A 16,473-nucleotide genomic window follows, 5' to 3' on the forward strand; every position below is an offset into this window, starting at 1 on the left:
ACAAGGGTAAGCGGTTGGGGCACCAGGAGACGGGCGAATGTCTTGGCTAACCTGCGCCTAATATTTAAGTTTAATTAAATATTAATATAGATTAATAATTAGTGTGAAGGAGGCAGATTCATAATGCGGATTTTTGAAGTTGTGTTTGTCATGTTGGCTATAGGCTCATTGTGGTACTTGATTTGGGCTCGGAAAGCTCCAGGGCGGCTATTTCTATGGGGAATGCCTATTTTGCTGGTCGGTACAGGGCTGTTTCACCTGATTTTTGAAAAGGCGCGTTGGCAAATGGGTCCAGCGTATTTGGTTGCTCTAATCGCCCTATGCATGTACGGAGCCAGGGCTTACCGGAACACGATAAGGGATAGGGAATGGAAGAAGTCTATTTTACTCAGTGTGCCGGCTTTTCTGCTCAGCGCACTCGCCATTTGCCTGCCATTTATGTTACCTGTCTTTTCCTTTGAGAGACCAACTGGCGCTTATCGTGTAGGAACGGTTACCTACACATGGTCGGACAACTCTCGCATAGGGAGTAACGGGACTTCCAGAAAAATCAATGTGCAGATCTGGTATCCAACTGATTCGTCATCTTCTGCTACTGGGGGTAAATACATTTCCAATCTGCCGACGTTTGCCAAAGCTATCGAGGAACAGTACGGATTTTCTGGGAAAGTATTGAGCTACCTCGAACAGGTGGAGACGCATACTTACGCGGGAACTTCCTTCGCCTCAGACTTAAAAGAAGCACCAATCATTTTCTTATCGCATGGGAATATGCTAGGTAGCCGCTTCACGAATACGTTTCAAGCGATTGAATTAGCCAGCCACGGTTATATTGTAGCGGCGGTCGAGCATCCTGGAACGGCGATGATTTCTGTTTATCCAGATGGCAGCTATGCTCCTTTCATAGACATGAGCTCTCATCTCCCTATGGAATACAACGTACAGAACCATGCTTCTATTCCCGTTATCAAGGAGCAGACGCAGGATATCGAATTTGCCCTTCAGCAGCTTATGGATATGAGTGAAAGTGTAACGGAGAGTCCGTTTGCCTATCGAGCTGACTTTTCCAATGTGGGCATCATCGGTCACTCCTTTGGGGGTGCAACTGCGGTGGATGTTCTATACAAAAATCCTGCATTTAAAGCAGGTATTAATATGGATGGCTACTTGTACGGTGAGGATCGTGACAAACCGTTAACGAAACCGCTTATGATTATGAATGGAGGCTTCAAATTACCAGAACTGGAGGATTCGCCGGAGATGAAACTAGCCGAAGAAGGGCGGCGAGAGCGAATATTAGCTCAATCAGGTGTGGAGTTGGATATCTGGCAGGCGGGGCATCTCAGCTTTACAGATGTTCCTTTGTATTCACCACTGATGGAAGCGCTTAGTCCTGAAGTGCGGCGCAATCACACCATTATTAACGAAGTATCGCTAGCCTTCATGGACCGGAATCTCAAGGGTGATCCAAATACTTCCTATTTAGATGTTGTGGAGCGCTATCCAGATGTTACGATAAGGATGAAGTGATGTACCTCCCAATAAGAAAGGAGATTTCCTTTGCAGCGTGAAAAAATTAGCCATATTCTTGAAGCAGTTCGAAAGTTTCTTCCGGAAGATATAGCTGTATCCGTCGAGTCACTCCTAGCAAAAAGATAAGGAAGGGGCACCATTTTAGGTGTCCCTCTACTTCATAATTTCATTTTGTCCCTAATAGTTCTTTTAAGGTGTTATCAATAAACGCGGTATCGACAGGGTTAAGCCCAAACCCAGCCAAGTGTCCCCAGATTGATTCTATCGGCTTAAAGGTAGCGTTGGGGATGTGCTTCGTCTCATATTCACTGTCTTCTGGCGTGAAATACAAATCAGTCCGTACAGGCATCACAACCGTTCGTGCCTGGATGCTTCGCAACGCCGCCTCAAAGTCTCCATTGTATCTATCATTTTGACTAATGTCGGCATGCTGCCACGTCCACATCATCGCCAGCAAATCGTTTGCATCCGACGGAACAAAGCTCTCCTCCCAAAATCCCGAGATAAATTCGGAAAGGGTCGCATAGCCCAAAGCTTTATAGCATGCCTCGCGGTAAAATGGCTGTGAAAACCCCCAACTTGCATAAACGCACCCTAAGGTACGCAAGCCAGCCTCGGGAGATGCTGTATACTGCCCGTTGTTCCAAGCTACATCGGCCTGCAAGGCTGCTCGGATGCCTTCGATCAAGACGATGTTATGCGGCCATGTTTTTGCAGTTCCGGCAAAAGGAGCCAATCGTTCGACCATATCTGGGTAGCTCGCCGCCCAATGAAAAGCCTGGATGGCCCCCATCGACCAGCCAGTTGCCAGCGCAATTTTTTTGATGCCAAACCGCTCTGTAATGAGTCGATGCTGAAGGGTGACATTATCGTAGATCGTCACGTGTGGAAAATTGGCCTGATCATACGGGCTGGCTGTATTGCTCGGGGAGGACGATAGCCCGTTGCCGAGCATGTTGGGAATGATGATAAAATATTGATTCGGATTCAGAGCCTTATCTTCCCCGATAAGCCATTCGTTTTGGTAATGCTGGTCTCCAAACGATGTAGGAAATATAATGACGTTATCCTTGGCTGCGTTGAGCGTGCCGTACGTTTTGTAAGCAATATATGCATGTGGTAGGGTCACTCCTGACTGCAAGCGCACCTCTCCCAAGTGAAAAATATGGTAATCCATCTCGCATTGCTCCTTTGTAAGCATGATTTTTTTCAACTATAAACGTTCCCGTACAGGGGAAAGTCAAGGGAATGATAGATTGGGGTTTTTCCATGTTTAAGATCAGTGAATTTTCCCGATTGAGCAGAGTGTCATTAAAGACGCTTCGCTTTTATGACCAGATTGGTATTTTGAAGCCAGCGGATATCGACAAAGAGACTGGCTATCGGTTTTATGCAGCAGAGCAATTAGTTACGCTCAATCGAATCCTCATGTACAAGGACTTGGGATTTACGTTGCAACAAATTCAGCAATTGCTTCATGAAGAGATGTCCATGGAACAACTACAAGGCATATTCAGGCAAAAAGAAAGGGAAACGAAACAGCTCCTTGAGGAGGAGCAAGCACGATTGCATCGAATCAAGGAGCGTCTGCTATCGATCGAGCAAAAGGGGTATGGAGAACAAGAGGTTGTCTTTAAACAAGTCGAAGCTCAAAAAGTTGTCTCGTTCCGTGCGGAAGGGACGGTAGAAGAGATTCCGATGCTTTTCGATCGACTGGCTCATTATGCAGGCAAGCAGCAGAGAGGGATGCTTTCTCCCATCGTTTTGTGGAAGGAATCGGAGAGAGACGAGACGGCATTCGAATTGGAGATCGGCTATGTACTCAAACAGGACATTCCCTTGCCATCCGATAGGTTGGAAATACGTATGCTGCCAGAGGAGCCGATGATGGCCACCCTGGTCCAACGTGTAGAGCCATTCGTTCCTTCTACGGCCTGTATTGACTTGGCAAAATGGATAGAGCGCAATCAATACCGGATCAAAAAAGATCAGCCAGGCAGAGAAAACTATCTGCAATCCGCAGATGGGGGCGATACGTATGTAGAAGTACAAATTCCTATTGAATCTCCATAAACAAGGCCAGTACCTGTATAGACGACGAGGTACTGGCCTTTTGCTTGTGTTCATTTGACGCTGGTAGAACGCAGGTAGTACAGTAATGTTGAGCGAAAATACAGAAAATTACAAAGGAGAAAGAAGGGAATCCTGCTATGAATAGAAAAGCACGTCGGTTCATTGATCTGAGTGTGCCTCTTGATCGTCTGGCAAAAGAACCGTTTCCACCTGAGATTCAATACAATAGTCATGAAGAAGGGGCTGTCCAAGCTGCGCAGTATTTCGGACTCCAATCAACGGATTTTCCCGAGCAGAAGGCTTGGGCGAGTGAAACGGTGACGCTCACGACACATACAGGGACACATGTAGATGCACCTTGGCATTACTGGCCTACTTCCGAGGGAGAGCCGGCAAGAACGATTGATCAGTTACCGTTGGAGTGGTTCTACGGAGATGGTGTCTTGCTTGATTTTAGTGGGAAACCGTCTGGCTATGAAATCACGGTGAACGATATGAAACAAAAGCTCGCCCAAATCCAATACGAACTGAAACCGTTCGATATTGTCCTGATCAGGACGGATGCAGATAAAAGGTACTATGAGGAGCACTATTTCCTATCACATGCAGGGGTATCGGCGGAAGCAACTCATTGGCTGATTGATCAAGGAATTAAGGTCATGGGAACCGATGGGTGGGGATGGGATATCCCGTTTTCGGTTCAAGCCGCTGACTATAAACAAAATCCGCGCGATGGCGTATTATGGGCGGCTCACTATGTGGGAAAAGAGAAAGAGTATTGCCAAATTGAAAAGCTCGCGAACCTGGAGCAATTGCCGAGGCCCTACGGGTTTACCGTTTCTGTGTTTCCTGTAAAAGTAAAAGGGGCGAGCGCGGGATGGGCGCGTCCTGTTGCCATTTTTGAAGAAGGGGAGTAGTTGCATGAACATGAACAAGAGAGCGAAAGTTCTGTTCCTCCTATTCTTCTTAGGCTTTTGTTTCATCATGATCGCGTATGTTTCCCTGATCTGGTATCCTGCATTACCATTCGATTCCAAATCCAAAAGAGAAGTGACAGAGCTGTTGGGCGAAAACACGGGAACCATCGTCAAATTGACGACGGAGGAAAACGTCGATTGGTATGGGTATGGGCCGCAAGCGAATCAAGCATCAGCGGCAGAAGCGATGAAACGAGCAATGACAGAAAAAGGCTGGACCTTTATTGAGCAAGAAGGGGCTGGATACTTTTTTGAACGGAGGAAAGAGAAGATGATTATCACGTCACAAATGTGGACGGGCAACTATGTACTCTTTCGAATACCCGCAGGTGTTCTATAGAGACCAGGAGGCAAAATGAACGGAATGGCAGGCGCATTGATCTACGCACGCATCGCTTTCCACAACAAATATTTCTCTCGTAAACAAACTGCACAAGGCCGATATCCCGCAGCAATAGCAGTTGCTTCATCCGCAAAAAATACGCGATGGCGCACATAACCGCCTCGCGTAATGGCTCTGATGGCAGAGGGACAATCCAGTCGGCCATATATTTTGCGTTGCTGGTACCCTCCTAATGTACCCGGAGTATTACTTTGATAAAAAGAGCGATCAGCTCCGAGCAGGGTGTATGTTTTGGCAGAGTCAGCATCTTGAGGTGCTGGCTTTTTTGGCGTAGGCATATGGCTCCCCCATTATTGGTACGTGTGTCGGTTTCACTCCAACAGGAGGAAGCCACGGTCAGCCTACATCAAGTGCTTTTACATTACGAGAATTTTGGAATCGCGAAGTAGGCGCTCAAGCGATGGTTGATCTGCTCCTCGGTAAGCTCAGGGAACAATCTCGCTTCCTTCACCATATCGTACAGACGCTCCATCGGCTCGCGGCCATCGGCTTTCTTTGCCTTCGCGTCGTTTTTGAGCAGCTCCCAAATCCCAATCACATACTCACGTCTGGTGATATCTTGTTTGCGGAAAAAGAAATCGAGGCGCTCCACATGATCCATGAATTCGTTACCGAAGCGCTTGTCCACTTCCCCGCGCAGGAGGGCAATTTCTGCTTCGTACATCGGACGCTCGTTGCCTTTATCTTTGCTGATCCAAGGTGTCTCCAGTACAAGCGGCAGGTGGCGGATTTTCTCGTGGTTCACGATGTAATTCATTGCATCAAAGCCGATGAGTCCCGCACCGATTGGCGCATGGCGGTCTTTGCCTGCCCCGCGGAAGTTTTTGCTGTCATTCAAGTGAACGACAGCGAGACGGTCCAAGCCGATTGTCCGGTCAAACTGTTCCAAGACGCCATCGAAGTCGTTGACGATATCGTAGCCAGCATCGTGAATATGGCAAGTATCCATGCAGACGGTCAGCCTGCTGTTGTCTTCTACTTTCTCGATGATGGCCGCGATTTCCTCAAAGCTGCGACCGATTTCCGTCCCTTTGCCCGCCATCGTCTCCAACGCGATGTTCACGTTGGTGTCTTTGACGCCTGTCAGAACTTCATTCAAGCCTTCTGCGATTCGGGCGATGCCGTATTCTGCATCCTTGTCCGTGTACGCGCCAGGGTGCAGCACGATATTTTTGACGCCAATGTAGTCGGTCCGGCGAATCTCTTCTTGCAGAAAGCGGACAGCGAGCTCATAGGTATCGTCCTTGTAAGAGCCCAAGTTAATAATGTACGGGGCATGTACCACAATTTCATCCACGCCCTGCTTAGCCATTATTTCTTTGCCTTCCGTAATGTACTGGTCCTCGATCGGCTTGCGGCGGGTGTTTTGCGGTGCACCCGTGTAGATCATAAAGGTACTCGAGCCGTAGGTGGCTGCTTCTTCGGCGGCATTCAGCAGTCCTTTACCGGAGAATGATACGTGTGAACCTATTTTTAGCATAGGATAGAACCTCCTTTGATTAATAAAGAAAACGCCATAAATAAAAAGTAGCGTACGACTCCCAATTCGTCCAAGCCTTGGACAGCTCTCGTATTTCTGCTTTTGTCGGCTTTTTTTCTTTGCCTAGTAAAAATTTGATCGCATTGTGCAGGCCGACATCATCAATGGGAAAAGCAGAGGGTATTCGCAGACAGCGCATGAGCACATAGTTGGCTGTCCACGGTCCAATCCCGCGGATGCGGGTCAAACGTTTTTCCGCAGTTTGATAATCTCCTCCGTCCCATAATAGCTCTTTCGATAGTTTCCCTTCAACGATGAGTTGTGCGACGTCAATCAAATACTCGCATTTCTTGGTCGTCATGCGCAATCCATCCAGATCAGCGACGGATAATCCGGCGATTTTTTCCGCTGTGGGAAAAAGCCAATACGTCTGTCCTTCGAACTCTACCCGTCTTCCGAATGTCTCTACCAACCGCCGTTTAAGCGTGTACGCATAGGTCAGGTTAATTTGTTGTCCAATGATTCCCCAACTGAGCGCTTCAAACAGGTCGGGAATACCCATGGTCCGCAGCCCGTAGAACTTTTCAACAGCCTGCTGTAGAAGAGCATCCCCTGCGGCAAGCTCATAAAACGGAACCAGGTCTCGATCGAGATCGAACCAATCGCGAACATAGCGTGCTACCTCCATCCGGACTGTTTCAGTGGGAAGCGAAGGGCTGAGAAAACGCACAGTCAATCCTTGAGCGTTATCTGCGTGAATTTCGACCACTTGTGGATCTTGTTCAATCGGGATGGCTTTGTAGAGGCGCCCGTTTTGAATGTGAAACATACATTCGTTGGTTGCTCTGGACAAGTAGTGAAGATTTTGCGAAAAACTGAATTCCGTAGGTACGGACAAGATTATTTCTTCTCTATTATCGACCCAAGCCTCGTGTGATAGACCGCTTGTCATGCGAAAACCTCCTGTCTGACTTCCTCCTAGTTTTATAACAAGAAAAGCAATACTGTCATTTCGTTATCTTGCTATTTTAATTTTCTAGCAGTACGGATCACGTAGCGTAGGGGTATACTGTTGGTAAGAGCAAGCGATTCGATAACGGCTATGGCAAAGGAGATGACATGTGTTGGAGGAACGGGTAACCGATGAGCGATGGCAGGCCATTATTCATAACGATGTGTCTTACGATGATCAATTTTTTTATGCGGTAAAAACGACGAAGATCTTTTGTAGACCGTCGTGCAAGTCGAAGCCGCCGAAGAGGGAGAACGTGCGAGTTTTCCAAAATGCAAGCCAAGCTATGCGGGAAGAATTTCGCCCATGTAAACGATGCAAGCCCACGGGAGAGAGGTTGCCTGATCGTGAGTGGGTGGCACAAATTACACAGTATATTGATTCTCATTATAACGAAAAGCTGACGTTGGAGCATTTGGCGGATATGTGCCATGGCAGTCCGTTTCATTTGCAGCGAACATTTAAGCGACTCATGTCAATGACGCCCGTGGAGTACATCCAGAAAAAGCGGATAGACAGGGCGCGAGAGCTGCTGGTTCATTCGAACAACCAGATCGCGGATGTTGCGCAATTGGTAGGAATGCCGAATACGCCGTATTTTATCACGTTGTTTAAAAAAATGACGGGCAAGACCCCGAGTGAATATCGCCAACAGTGCGTCAAACAATAAACGACATAAGCTGCTCGTGAAATGTAATATCTTTAGAAGTAAGAAGCTTTGAAGATGAGCAAGAAAAAGGAGCACTGCCAAAATGAGCGATATGAAAACCTTGCGAGAAGTATTTAAAAAGACCACTTATCAAATCGCTGGGCACAGCAAGAGAGACCTCCATCAATTGCAGCAGGTCCTGTTCAGGGTGGATGGGAATGTAGAGGGTGATATGTACGGAACAGGCGAACTCATCGGGAATTTCGAGAGCAAGATGGCCGAATATTTGGGCAAAGAGTCTGCCGTGTTCTTTCCCAGCGGTACGATGGCCCAACAAATCGCGTTACGCATCTGGTGCGATGAGAAGGGAATCAAAAAGGTCGCCTATCATCCGCTCTGCCACTTGGAGATTCACGAGGAAGATGGGCTCAAGGAGCTGCATCAGATTGAGGCAGTCTTGCTGGCGGATAAAGACAGAGTGATTGAACTGGACGATGTTCTCGGCATGGACGACGATATCGCGTGCCTGTTGCTGGAATTGCCACAGCGTGAGATTGGCGGACAGCTGCCCTCGTATGAGGATTTGGAGGCGATCTCCCAGTATTGTCGGGAAAAAGGAATTCGGCTGCATCTAGATGGTGCCCGGCTTTTGGAAATCCTGCCGTATTACCAGAAATCAGCCGATGAGGTATGCGCATTGTTTGATAGCGTGTACGTTTCCTTTTACAAAGGGATAGGCGGAATTGCCGGAGCGATCCTGGCTGGGGATGAAGATTTCACGAAGCAATCGAAGGTATGGAAAAGACGCCATGGCGGGGATCTGATTAGTTTGTACCCGTACATTGTTACGTCAGAATACCATTTTGAGCAAAGAAAACATAAATTCAATCAATATTACGAGCATGCAAAAGAGCTGGCGAGATTGTACAACCAATGCCAGGGGATATCCACGAGACCAGCCGTGCCTGTGTCCAACATGTTTCATGTGCACGCAGATTTGCCGCAAGAAGAGCTCGAGCGTATCATGGTCTCACTTAGTGAAGAGACAGGGATTGGCTTCACGCATTATGTAAGGCAGAAAGACGAATCTTCTAGCTCCTATGAGGTAAGTATTGGCGATCGGTATGCGATGATCCCGAAAGAAGAGCTAGCATTGGCATTCGAAAAGCTGAATCAGAAAATAGGGGAGCAGAAATCAAAAGCCGAGTAAATGAATCCATTTCGGGGCGGTGGCAGTCTGGTGCTTACAGATTCATACCGGGCTGCCGCAGCATTTTCCGAAAGAAGAGAAAGGGAGCATTATGTTCATCATCAGACCGTACGAGAAAAGCGACTACCCTTCGATCATGGCTTACGATTTGCCGCTAGAACAAGCGATCTACACGTCTATGCCAGTCGATATCATCGAAGTATCTCAAAACAATTCTGATCAGCAGCCCTATGTGATTTTTGACCAAGGTCATTTAATCGGCTGTTTTGCCTTATTCACACCACAGACAGGCAATCCCTACACACCAAATGAACAGGCGATTATTTTTAAATCGTTCTCGATCGATTCCCGTCATCAAAAGAAGGGATACGCTTTGAAAGCTTTACAGAGCTTGCCTGACATCGCACGAGAGTATTACCCCATGCGGGATGAAATTGTGTTGACGGTTCATCATACAAATACCCCGGCGATCCAACTGTATAAAAAGGCGGGTTTTGTAGATCAAGGATTAAGGTTTGCGGGAGAATATGGCGAGGAGCTGATTTTTCATCTCGATTTGACAGTTTCAAAATGAGTTGATAAAATGAATGAGAGTCAGTCAGTTATAATCGTTCGGTTAATAAGGAGGGAAGTTACTTGGCGGTCAGCAAAGACGATAAATATTCCAAAATCCTCAACGCGGCTATCGAGATCATATCGGAAAAAGGGCTGGATAAGACGTCCATATCCGATATCGTAAAAAAAGCAGGGATTGCCCAAGGGACGTTTTACCTGTACTTCTCATCCAAGATGGCTCTGGTTCCAGCGATTGCTGATAATCTGCTGACGATTACCTTCCAGCGGATCAATGATAAGCTGAAGGGAAAAAAGGATATCGAGAGCGTTCTCGAAGTTTTGGTTGATGAGACTTTTTCCATTACGGATGAATATAGGGACGTCCTCATCCTTTGCTATTCTGGGTTTGCGCTTGATCGTTCACTGGAGACGTGGGGAACGATCTACAAGCCTTTTTATGAATGGATGGAAGACGTTCTGGTAAAAGCTATCAATCAACAAGCCATCTTCAGTGATATTGATGTAAAATGGACGGCCAAAATGATTATTACGCTTGTCGAGGCTACATCAGAACGCTATTACAGTAGCGATCAGAAGAACGTAGCACCAGATGAATATAAAGCGGAAATCCTGCGTTTTTGCAAAAGATCACTAGGTATCCAATAAAGAAGTATTGGAGCATATCCAATTCTTTTTTTATTTGGCACAAAATGACTGACGTTCATTCATTGTTAACACAACAAGAACAACGAAGAGGTGATTACCATGGCATGGTTTTATTTAATCATTGGCGGAATGATCGAAATTGCTTGGGCATTGGGACTGAAGTTCTCGGATGGATTCACGAAGCCCGTAGTGAGTGTCGTCACGGTTCTATTGATCGTTACCAGCTTCTACTTTTTTGCTCAGGCCATGAAACGAATTCCAGTCGGAACTGCGTATGCGATATTCACAGGGATTGGTGCAGCGGGAACGGCCGTCATTGGTTTTACGTCTTTGGGTGAGGATGTATCATTCTTGAAAATCTTTTTTATCCTGTTGCTGCTCACGTGCATTATCGGATTGAAGCTGTCGAGCAAGCCAGAAGAAGAGAATGCATAATAACTTGGAGGTGGACAGTATGGCATGGGCGATGTTGATTATCGCTGGTTTCGCAGAAATTGGTGGAGTGATTTCGTTAAAATTGACCGAAGGATTTACAAAGTGGAAGCCAACGGTTGCTTGTTTGATCTTCGCAAGTATTAGCTTTTATTTGCTCTCGTCTGCTGTACAGACGCTCCCGGTCGGAACAGCTTATGCTGTATGGACGGGCATTGGCTCAGCGGGTAGCGTACTGGTAGGGATGTTGTTTTTCAAAGAGTCGAGGGACAGGAAACGGATTCTGTTCATTACAGGGATTGTCATCAGTATTGTTGGTTTGAAGTTCATCGCATAGTGATAGCGAAAAGCCCCTTTCTAGCAGCGTGTGCTGTAAGAAGGGGGCTTTTGGCTAGGGTTTCACTGGTTCGCTTGTACGCCAAATCGGGTAAACAATTGCCAGATCAGCTCTCGTCTGCTGGATACCCCAGTTTTTACGAAGATGGACTTCAAATGATCCTGAACCGTATAAGCGGAGATGTGCAGTGTGCGTGCGAGCTCCTTCGTGGAAGCGCCGCGGACAATCTGGTCGAGTATTTGCTTTTCCCGTACAGACAATCCGTATGCTTCGGCGATGAGCGGCAGCATGTCAGCAGGTTTTGCGGGACCGAACAATACAGCCAGGTGCACCGAGCTGCTTTGGGTGTTCATCGGGCTTGCCTGAATCGTCATGTAAGGGCCATCTGGCATGCGAATGCAGACTTTTGCCATGGATGTCTTGTGACCTGATTCTGTCAGCTGGGAGAGTGCCCGCGAACAGCAAGGTATCGCGATCAATCGACTCCCATTGGCGCAGCAAGGTCAGCCATTTTTCCGCTGTGGGATTGGCAGCGAGTAAGGTGAACTGATCCGACAGCATCAATATTCCTATCTCTTCTTCCATCCATGTATTTTCCTCAGCGGGTAAGGACAGACTCGTCTTTCGCAACTGATACCCAATCAGCGGCGCCAAAGCCAAAATACATTCACGCTCCTGCTCAGAAAAAAAGGGACGTCCCTGCGAACGAAACAACGTTAAATAGCCCCAGCATGCACCGTCGTACTTGAGGGAAGCACGCATCTCATCATGAAAACCGGCGGGGAGCAGAACATTGCGATAGCGGTCACTGCGTGCAAGCTGGCCATCGGTCGCTTGGCTCAGCGTCGCAACGGGCTCAGCCGCTTTGCTCAGATGATCATACCGATTGAAGTCCTCGCGCAAGTATTCATGCTCAAAAATGCCATGATGAATGGCTTCCACCCCGTCTTCCGTAATGGCTCCGGTGGATAAAAGTGTTTGCGGATCAACGGCGGTACAGCAGGCCCCGTCAAAAGGGACGAACTCTCGCAATAGCTGCAAGAGCGCTGTCCGATAGTCTTGTGAAGAGTGAGAAAAGCGTTCAGCTAGTGCCATCACTTTTCGTTTGCTCGCTTCCCGATTTGTGCTCATCTGTATTCTCCTGTACGTCTATTGGCAAAGGAAAATCCCATCTTTGTGGGATGGTGCTTTCCCCGTTCCTCTTTATAATTGAGAATAATTCTTAGTCTAAATTTACAAGATACGCGAGGAGTTGGAAAGACCATATGAGCCAGCGGCAGCGCTTTTTCATGATGATCGCGATTTGTCTGGGTGCATTCTTGTCTCATTTTACGGCGGGGATTGTCAATGTCTCACTCCCTCAGTTCACATCCATTTTCCAGACGGAGCTGGCGATCGCACAATGGATTACAACGGGTTATTTGCTTGTCATTGCGTCTCTTCTTCCTTTCATGGGCAAGCTGGGAGATCGATACGGGCATCGTGTGCTGCACAATTACGGCTTCCTGCTGTTCACGGTAAGCTCTGTCTTGGTGGCATTTTCGACGACGATTACGATGCTGTTGATGCTTCGAATCGTGCAAGCCGTCGGAGCGGCTATGTTCCAGGCTACCAATATCGCGCTCATTGCGATGTTGCTCCCAAAAGAAATGCGGGGAAGGGCAATGGGGATCATGAGCACAGCTGTTGCGCTTGGTGGCATGACTGGACCGATTGCAGGTGGGATGATCGCGTCGTGGTTGAGCTGGGAGTGGTTGTTCCTCATTCATGTTCCTGTCGCGATCTTGGCTACGGGGCTGGCTTTTCGTTACATTCCTTCTCATAAGCAGACGAAGAAGGCCCGTTCACTAGATCTCGTTGGGGCAGGTCTGTTCATGCTACTGGTCAGCTCAGTCATTATGGCGATCTCCAATGGAAACGGGTGGGGCTGGGATTCACAAGGGATGCTCATTCTTTTTGGGGGTGTACTCGTCTTGGCAGGGGCGTTTGTCTGGTGGGAGCGGCGACAGTCCGTGCCGTTTTTGCCCGTGGCAGTCTTTCGCCTATCAGCTGTGTCCAGTGGATTGTTCATTAGCTTTACTTCGTTTGTGCTCGCGAATCTCGTACTGGTTGTCATGCCGTTTTACTTACATGATCAAGCGCATGTTTCCCCTTTGACGGCAGGGTATATGATGACTGCTTACCCACTGATGCTGGCGCTGACGGGTCCTTTTAGTGGCTGGGCTTCGGACCGCTATCGGGCACGGCCACTCATTTTTGCAGGTCTTGGTGCAGGGATGACCGTATTGGCGATCTGGCTAGAGGTATTATCAACGGTGGAAATCATCGCGTTACTGGCTTTGGTGGGGGCAGGTATGGGGCTGATTGCTTCGCCCAACAACAGCTACATCATGCGCCACGTCCCGTTGGAGCATGCGGGTGCGATCGGAGGCATGATCGCCTTGACACGCAATGCAGGGATGGTGGTCGGCGCAGCGTTGGGACTGGGCATGATGAATGGCGAATCGAATCAAGCAGTGCAGCCGATGATCGATGCGTATCGTGCGGTTTTTGAAGCAGGTGGCCTGATTTGGCTGAGCGGTTTGTTGGTCTGGTGGTATGCGGGAAGTCTGGAGCGGCAGAAAAAGAGAGGCACAGAGGTGGAGAAGGCATGAGCAAGGATCGAATTGTGGTAGTCGGAGGGTACGGTCATGTAGGGGCAACGATTTGCAAGAATTTGGGTAACGCGTATCCGGGACGGGTGTATGCTGCCGGACGCAGCTTGGAGAAGGCGGAAGCTTTTTCCGAGAAGCAGATGGGAAGGTGCTGCCGCTTGAGCTCGATATTCACAAGCCGTTAGACCAAAGCATGCTGGAAAAAGTAAAGTTGGTGGTCATGTGTCTGGATCAGACGAATACGGCTTTTGTAGAAGGGTGTGTGCGGAATGGAACGCATTATCTCGATATTTCAGCGAATGGCCATTTTTTGACGCAAATCGAACAATGGGGGAGCCAAACTGAAACGAAGAATGTGGGAACCGCCGTGCTCAGTGTAGGACTGGCGCCAGGTCTGACCAACCTGCTCGCGGGGGAAGCTCATCGCTTGCTGGACCAGGTGAGTGAGCTGGATATATACATTATGCTTGGTCTCGGTGATCGACATGGGAGGGCCGCGATTGAATGGACTGTCGATAACTTGTGCACGAGCTACGAGGTGATCAACAATCATCAGCGTGTAACCGTAGAGAGCATGACAGAGGGCAAGCTCGTTGATTTTGGACCGGAGCTGGGGAAAAAGCGCGCGTATCGATTTCCGTTTTCTGATCAACAGACATTGGTACGCACCTTGTGTATCCCTACAGTATCTACCCGACTTTGTTTTGATCTGGATGGGATGACGAGAGTGGTGGCGGCCCTTCGGAGTATTGGAATTTGCCGATTACTCCATCAACCAAAAGTACGGGAAGCCGTGATGGAAGCGTTTGGACGTTGGAAAATGGGGGATGATCGGTTTGCCATCAAGGTAGAGGCACGGGGAAAACGGGGAACTAACGAGGCGACAGTAGAGTGTCTGCTTTTTGGGCGCGATCAGTCCAACATGACCGCAATGGTGGCGGCTGCCGTAGCAAAATCGCTGTATGAAGAAGCGTTTCCTCCAGGAGTCCACCACATGGAACAACTGTTTTCATTAGAAAAAATGAGATATTGGCTGGAGCAGGAAGCATCACTGACCATATTTGTCAGGGAAGCCGGCTATGATAGAGCTATCGACGAACCAAAGAGGGGGCTTTATCATGACGCACTATGCCAAAAACATGTACGACTTTCACACGTGGGCGAATCAAACGTTAATCAATCGCTTGAAGGAACTTCCGGAAGGTGTTTACGAGCAGGAGGTCCAAAGCGTTTTCCCGACAGTAGCAAAAGTGGTGGAGCATATTTATATGGTGGACCAAGGCTGGATTCTCATATTGCAAGGCGCGGACATGCAAGCTGCATTAAATGAGGCATGGAAGAAGGAACAGGAATTAACGGGAAAAAGCTTGGAGGAAGTAGAGCGGATGTATGCAGAGCTAGTCGAGCAATTCAGAGCTTTTCTCAGCCAAGAAGAAGATTTGGATCGCCACATTGTCCTCGACAATCCGTACACGAGAGTACGTGATACGAGCTTGGCAGAAATCATCATGCAAGTGGTCAATCACGGAACGTATCATCGTGGAAACATAACGGCGATGCTACGCCAAATGGGGTATCCTTCTGTCATGACCGATTATGCTCTTTACTGGTACGCAACCTGATAAAAAAGTGCGTGGGGCTGGAAGAGATTTCATTCTTCTGGCCTTGGGGTGTTGACAAGGGAAAATTTTAGTCCTATAATTATCTTAAATTCAAGATATTAATTTTTGTAACATTGTCATCCTACTTCCCCAAGAAGGTGCTTTTTTAAACATCATTATCTTTAATTTAAGATATTAAAAATGAATGAAATAATCGAGGAGGAAGTCCCATGAGTGAATTCACTACCCTTGTAAAAAACAGAAGATCCGCAAACAAGTTTCTAACGGATGTAAAGATAACACCTGCTGAGATCGATGAAATCATGTCGCTGGTCAAGTTCGCGCCATCTGCATTCAATTTGCAGCATGCCCACTATGTAGTTGTCACCGATCCAGAAGCAAAAGAGCGTGTATACGAAGCGGCATATAGACAATATAAGGTAAAGACCGCTTCGGCAGTTGTGCTTGTATTTGGAGACAAGGAAGCGTACCAAAGTGTAGAGCGCATCAATGAAGGTCTCCTTCATTTAGGGATCATGGATCAACGCGAGTACGATCACAATAATTCCTCTGTCAGAGCGATGCACGAGTCTGGAGGAGAGCAGTTCAAGCGCGATGAAGCGATCCGCAATGCCAATTTGTCCGCAATGCTGTTCATGCTCGCTGCAAAGGATAGAGGCTGGGATACTTGCCCGATGATCGGATTCGACCCAGCAGCCGTTCAAGAGATAGCAAAGGTTCCGGACAGCTTTGTGCCAGCTTTGATGATCACGATTGGAAAAGAAGATACATCCAGCCAGCGTGTGAGAGGGTACCGCAAGCCCGTTGGAGAGTTTGTGAGCTACAACACATTCCAAGCAAGTAAATCATAATTAGAGGAGGCTATTCAAA

Annotated in this window: 17 protein-coding genes and 2 pseudogenes; 14 read left to right on the forward strand and 5 right to left on the reverse strand. The window is 47.9% G+C overall.

All coding sequences use genetic code 11. From position 1 onward, the window contains the following. Nucleotides 1–123 precede the first annotated feature (123 nt). Nucleotides 124–1,530 (forward strand): alpha/beta hydrolase family protein, encoded by a 1,407-nt coding sequence (locus tag C7R92_RS11150; RefSeq protein WP_106834301.1) that lies wholly within the window; start codon nt 124–126, stop codon nt 1,528–1,530. Between the two features lie 169 nt (nt 1,531–1,699). Here C7R92_RS11150 and C7R92_RS11155 read toward each other — a convergent pair whose 3' ends face one another. After that, complete coding sequence (locus C7R92_RS11155; protein ID WP_106834302.1) at nt 1,700–2,710, reverse strand: alpha/beta fold hydrolase; 1,011 nt, start codon at nt 2,708–2,710, stop codon at nt 1,700–1,702. A gap of 92 nt (nt 2,711–2,802) precedes the next feature. Here C7R92_RS11155 and C7R92_RS11160 point away from each other — a divergent pair, with 92 nt between their 5' ends. The 3 genes from C7R92_RS11160 (at nt 2,803) to C7R92_RS11170 (ending at nt 4,923) form a co-directional block, all read left to right on the forward strand. Further along, on the forward strand, nt 2,803–3,606 hold the full coding sequence (locus C7R92_RS11160; RefSeq protein ID WP_106834335.1) for a MerR family transcriptional regulator: 804 nt from the start codon (nt 2,803–2,805) through the stop codon (nt 3,604–3,606). Nucleotides 3,607–3,743: 137 nt separating this feature from the next. Next, nucleotides 3,744–4,523, forward strand: a complete 780-nt coding sequence (locus C7R92_RS11165; RefSeq protein WP_106834303.1) for a cyclase family protein — start codon at nt 3,744–3,746, stop codon at nt 4,521–4,523. Nucleotides 4,524–4,527: 4 nt separating this feature from the next. Further along, nucleotides 4,528–4,923, forward strand: coding sequence for a hypothetical protein (locus tag C7R92_RS11170; protein WP_106834304.1), 396 nt, complete (start codon nt 4,528–4,530; stop codon nt 4,921–4,923). 41 nt (nt 4,924–4,964) lie between these two features. Here C7R92_RS11170 and C7R92_RS11175 read toward each other — a convergent pair whose 3' ends face one another. The 3 genes from C7R92_RS11175 to C7R92_RS11185 form a co-directional block, all read right to left on the reverse strand. Further along, nucleotides 4,965–5,264, reverse strand: a complete 300-nt coding sequence (locus tag C7R92_RS11175) for an Ada metal-binding domain-containing protein (RefSeq protein ID WP_106834305.1) — start codon at nt 5,262–5,264, stop codon at nt 4,965–4,967. Nucleotides 5,265–5,347: 83 nt separating this feature from the next. Continuing rightward, entirely contained in the window at nt 5,348–6,466 is a 1,119-nt protein-coding gene (locus C7R92_RS11180) for a deoxyribonuclease IV (protein ID WP_106834306.1), read from the reverse strand. Nucleotides 6,467–6,485: 19 nt separating this feature from the next. Continuing rightward, nucleotides 6,486–7,418 carry a DNA-3-methyladenine glycosylase 2 gene (locus C7R92_RS11185; RefSeq protein ID WP_106834307.1) on the reverse strand — a complete coding sequence of 311 codons (933 nt, stop codon included), beginning with the start codon at nt 7,416–7,418 and terminating at the stop codon, nt 6,486–6,488. Between the two features lie 169 nt (nt 7,419–7,587). Here C7R92_RS11185 and C7R92_RS11190 point away from each other — a divergent pair, with 169 nt between their 5' ends. The 6 genes from C7R92_RS11190 (at nt 7,588) to C7R92_RS11215 (ending at nt 11,327) form a co-directional block, all read left to right on the forward strand. Next, nucleotides 7,588–8,148 (forward strand): bifunctional transcriptional activator/DNA repair enzyme AdaA, encoded by a 561-nt coding sequence (locus C7R92_RS11190; protein WP_035290891.1) that lies wholly within the window; start codon nt 7,588–7,590, stop codon nt 8,146–8,148. An 82-nt stretch (nt 8,149–8,230) separates the two neighbouring features. After that, nucleotides 8,231–9,337 (forward strand): threonine aldolase family protein, encoded by a 1,107-nt coding sequence (locus C7R92_RS11195; protein ID WP_106834308.1) that lies wholly within the window; start codon nt 8,231–8,233, stop codon nt 9,335–9,337. A 91-nt stretch (nt 9,338–9,428) separates the two neighbouring features. Continuing rightward, entirely contained in the window at nt 9,429–9,911 is a 483-nt protein-coding gene (locus C7R92_RS11200; protein WP_069852710.1) for a GNAT family N-acetyltransferase, read from the forward strand. Between the two features lie 62 nt (nt 9,912–9,973). Further along, nucleotides 9,974–10,558, forward strand: a complete 585-nt coding sequence (locus tag C7R92_RS11205; RefSeq protein WP_106834309.1) for a TetR/AcrR family transcriptional regulator — start codon at nt 9,974–9,976, stop codon at nt 10,556–10,558. Between the two features lie 99 nt (nt 10,559–10,657). Then, complete coding sequence (locus C7R92_RS11210; protein WP_106834310.1) at nt 10,658–10,993, forward strand: DMT family transporter; 336 nt, start codon at nt 10,658–10,660, stop codon at nt 10,991–10,993. Nucleotides 10,994–11,012: 19 nt separating this feature from the next. Continuing rightward, nucleotides 11,013–11,327 carry a DMT family transporter gene (locus tag C7R92_RS11215; RefSeq protein ID WP_069852705.1) on the forward strand — a complete coding sequence of 105 codons (315 nt, stop codon included), beginning with the start codon at nt 11,013–11,015 and terminating at the stop codon, nt 11,325–11,327. A 62-nt stretch (nt 11,328–11,389) separates the two neighbouring features. Here C7R92_RS11215 and C7R92_RS11220 read toward each other — a convergent pair. Then, nucleotides 11,390–12,458 (reverse strand): annotated as a pseudogene (locus C7R92_RS11220) (response regulator transcription factor). Nucleotides 12,459–12,592: 134 nt separating this feature from the next. Between C7R92_RS11220 and C7R92_RS11225 the strand changes: the two are divergent. The 4 genes and pseudogenes from C7R92_RS11225 to C7R92_RS11240 all read left to right on the forward strand — a co-directional run bounded on the left by C7R92_RS11225 (nt 12,593) and on the right by C7R92_RS11240 (nt 16,454). Beyond that, a complete protein-coding gene (locus C7R92_RS11225; RefSeq protein ID WP_106834311.1) occupies nt 12,593–13,981 on the forward strand; it encodes an MFS transporter in 1,389 nt (462 codons plus the stop codon). Next, nucleotides 13,978–15,047 (forward strand): annotated as a pseudogene (locus C7R92_RS11230) (saccharopine dehydrogenase family protein); the annotation flags it as partial. The gene C7R92_RS11225 and the pseudogene C7R92_RS11230, both read left to right, overlap by 4 nt. Nucleotides 15,048–15,099: 52 nt before the next feature. Then, nucleotides 15,100–15,603, forward strand: a complete 504-nt coding sequence (locus C7R92_RS11235; protein ID WP_106834312.1) for a DinB family protein — start codon at nt 15,100–15,102, stop codon at nt 15,601–15,603. Nucleotides 15,604–15,812: 209 nt separating this feature from the next. Next, complete coding sequence (locus C7R92_RS11240) at nt 15,813–16,454, forward strand: nitroreductase family protein (RefSeq protein WP_106834313.1); 642 nt, start codon at nt 15,813–15,815, stop codon at nt 16,452–16,454. Nucleotides 16,455–16,473: the final 19 nt, after the last annotated feature.

The organism is Brevibacillus porteri, assembly GCF_003013475.1.
Classification (GTDB): Bacteria; Bacillota; Bacilli; order Brevibacillales; family Brevibacillaceae; genus Brevibacillus; species Brevibacillus porteri.

Coding starts and splice junctions, on each gene's coding strand:
- C7R92_RS11185 (WP_106834307.1), bottom strand. CDS start 7,418: ATGACAAGCGGTCTATCACACGAGGCTTGGGTCGATAATAGAGAAGAA.
- C7R92_RS11215 (WP_069852705.1), top strand. CDS start 11,013: ATGGCATGGGCGATGTTGATTATCGCTGGTTTCGCAGAAATTGGTGGA.
- C7R92_RS11155 (WP_106834302.1), bottom strand. CDS start 2,710: ATGGATTACCATATTTTTCACTTGGGAGAGGTGCGCTTGCAGTCAGGA.
- C7R92_RS11210 (WP_106834310.1), top strand. CDS start 10,658: ATGGCATGGTTTTATTTAATCATTGGCGGAATGATCGAAATTGCTTGG.
- C7R92_RS11180 (WP_106834306.1), bottom strand. CDS start 6,466: ATGCTAAAAATAGGTTCACACGTATCATTCTCCGGTAAAGGACTGCTG.
- C7R92_RS11150 (WP_106834301.1), top strand. CDS start 124: ATGCGGATTTTTGAAGTTGTGTTTGTCATGTTGGCTATAGGCTCATTG.
- C7R92_RS11175 (WP_106834305.1), bottom strand. CDS start 5,264: ATGCCTACGCCAAAAAAGCCAGCACCTCAAGATGCTGACTCTGCCAAA.
- C7R92_RS11225 (WP_106834311.1), top strand. CDS start 12,593: ATGAGCCAGCGGCAGCGCTTTTTCATGATGATCGCGATTTGTCTGGGT.
- C7R92_RS11160 (WP_106834335.1), top strand. CDS start 2,803: ATGTTTAAGATCAGTGAATTTTCCCGATTGAGCAGAGTGTCATTAAAG.
- C7R92_RS11165 (WP_106834303.1), top strand. CDS start 3,744: ATGAATAGAAAAGCACGTCGGTTCATTGATCTGAGTGTGCCTCTTGAT.
- C7R92_RS11170 (WP_106834304.1), top strand. CDS start 4,528: ATGAACATGAACAAGAGAGCGAAAGTTCTGTTCCTCCTATTCTTCTTA.
- C7R92_RS11240 (WP_106834313.1), top strand. CDS start 15,813: ATGAGTGAATTCACTACCCTTGTAAAAAACAGAAGATCCGCAAACAAG.
- C7R92_RS11200 (WP_069852710.1), top strand. CDS start 9,429: ATGTTCATCATCAGACCGTACGAGAAAAGCGACTACCCTTCGATCATG.
- C7R92_RS11235 (WP_106834312.1), top strand. CDS start 15,100: ATGACGCACTATGCCAAAAACATGTACGACTTTCACACGTGGGCGAAT.
- C7R92_RS11195 (WP_106834308.1), top strand. CDS start 8,231: ATGAGCGATATGAAAACCTTGCGAGAAGTATTTAAAAAGACCACTTAT.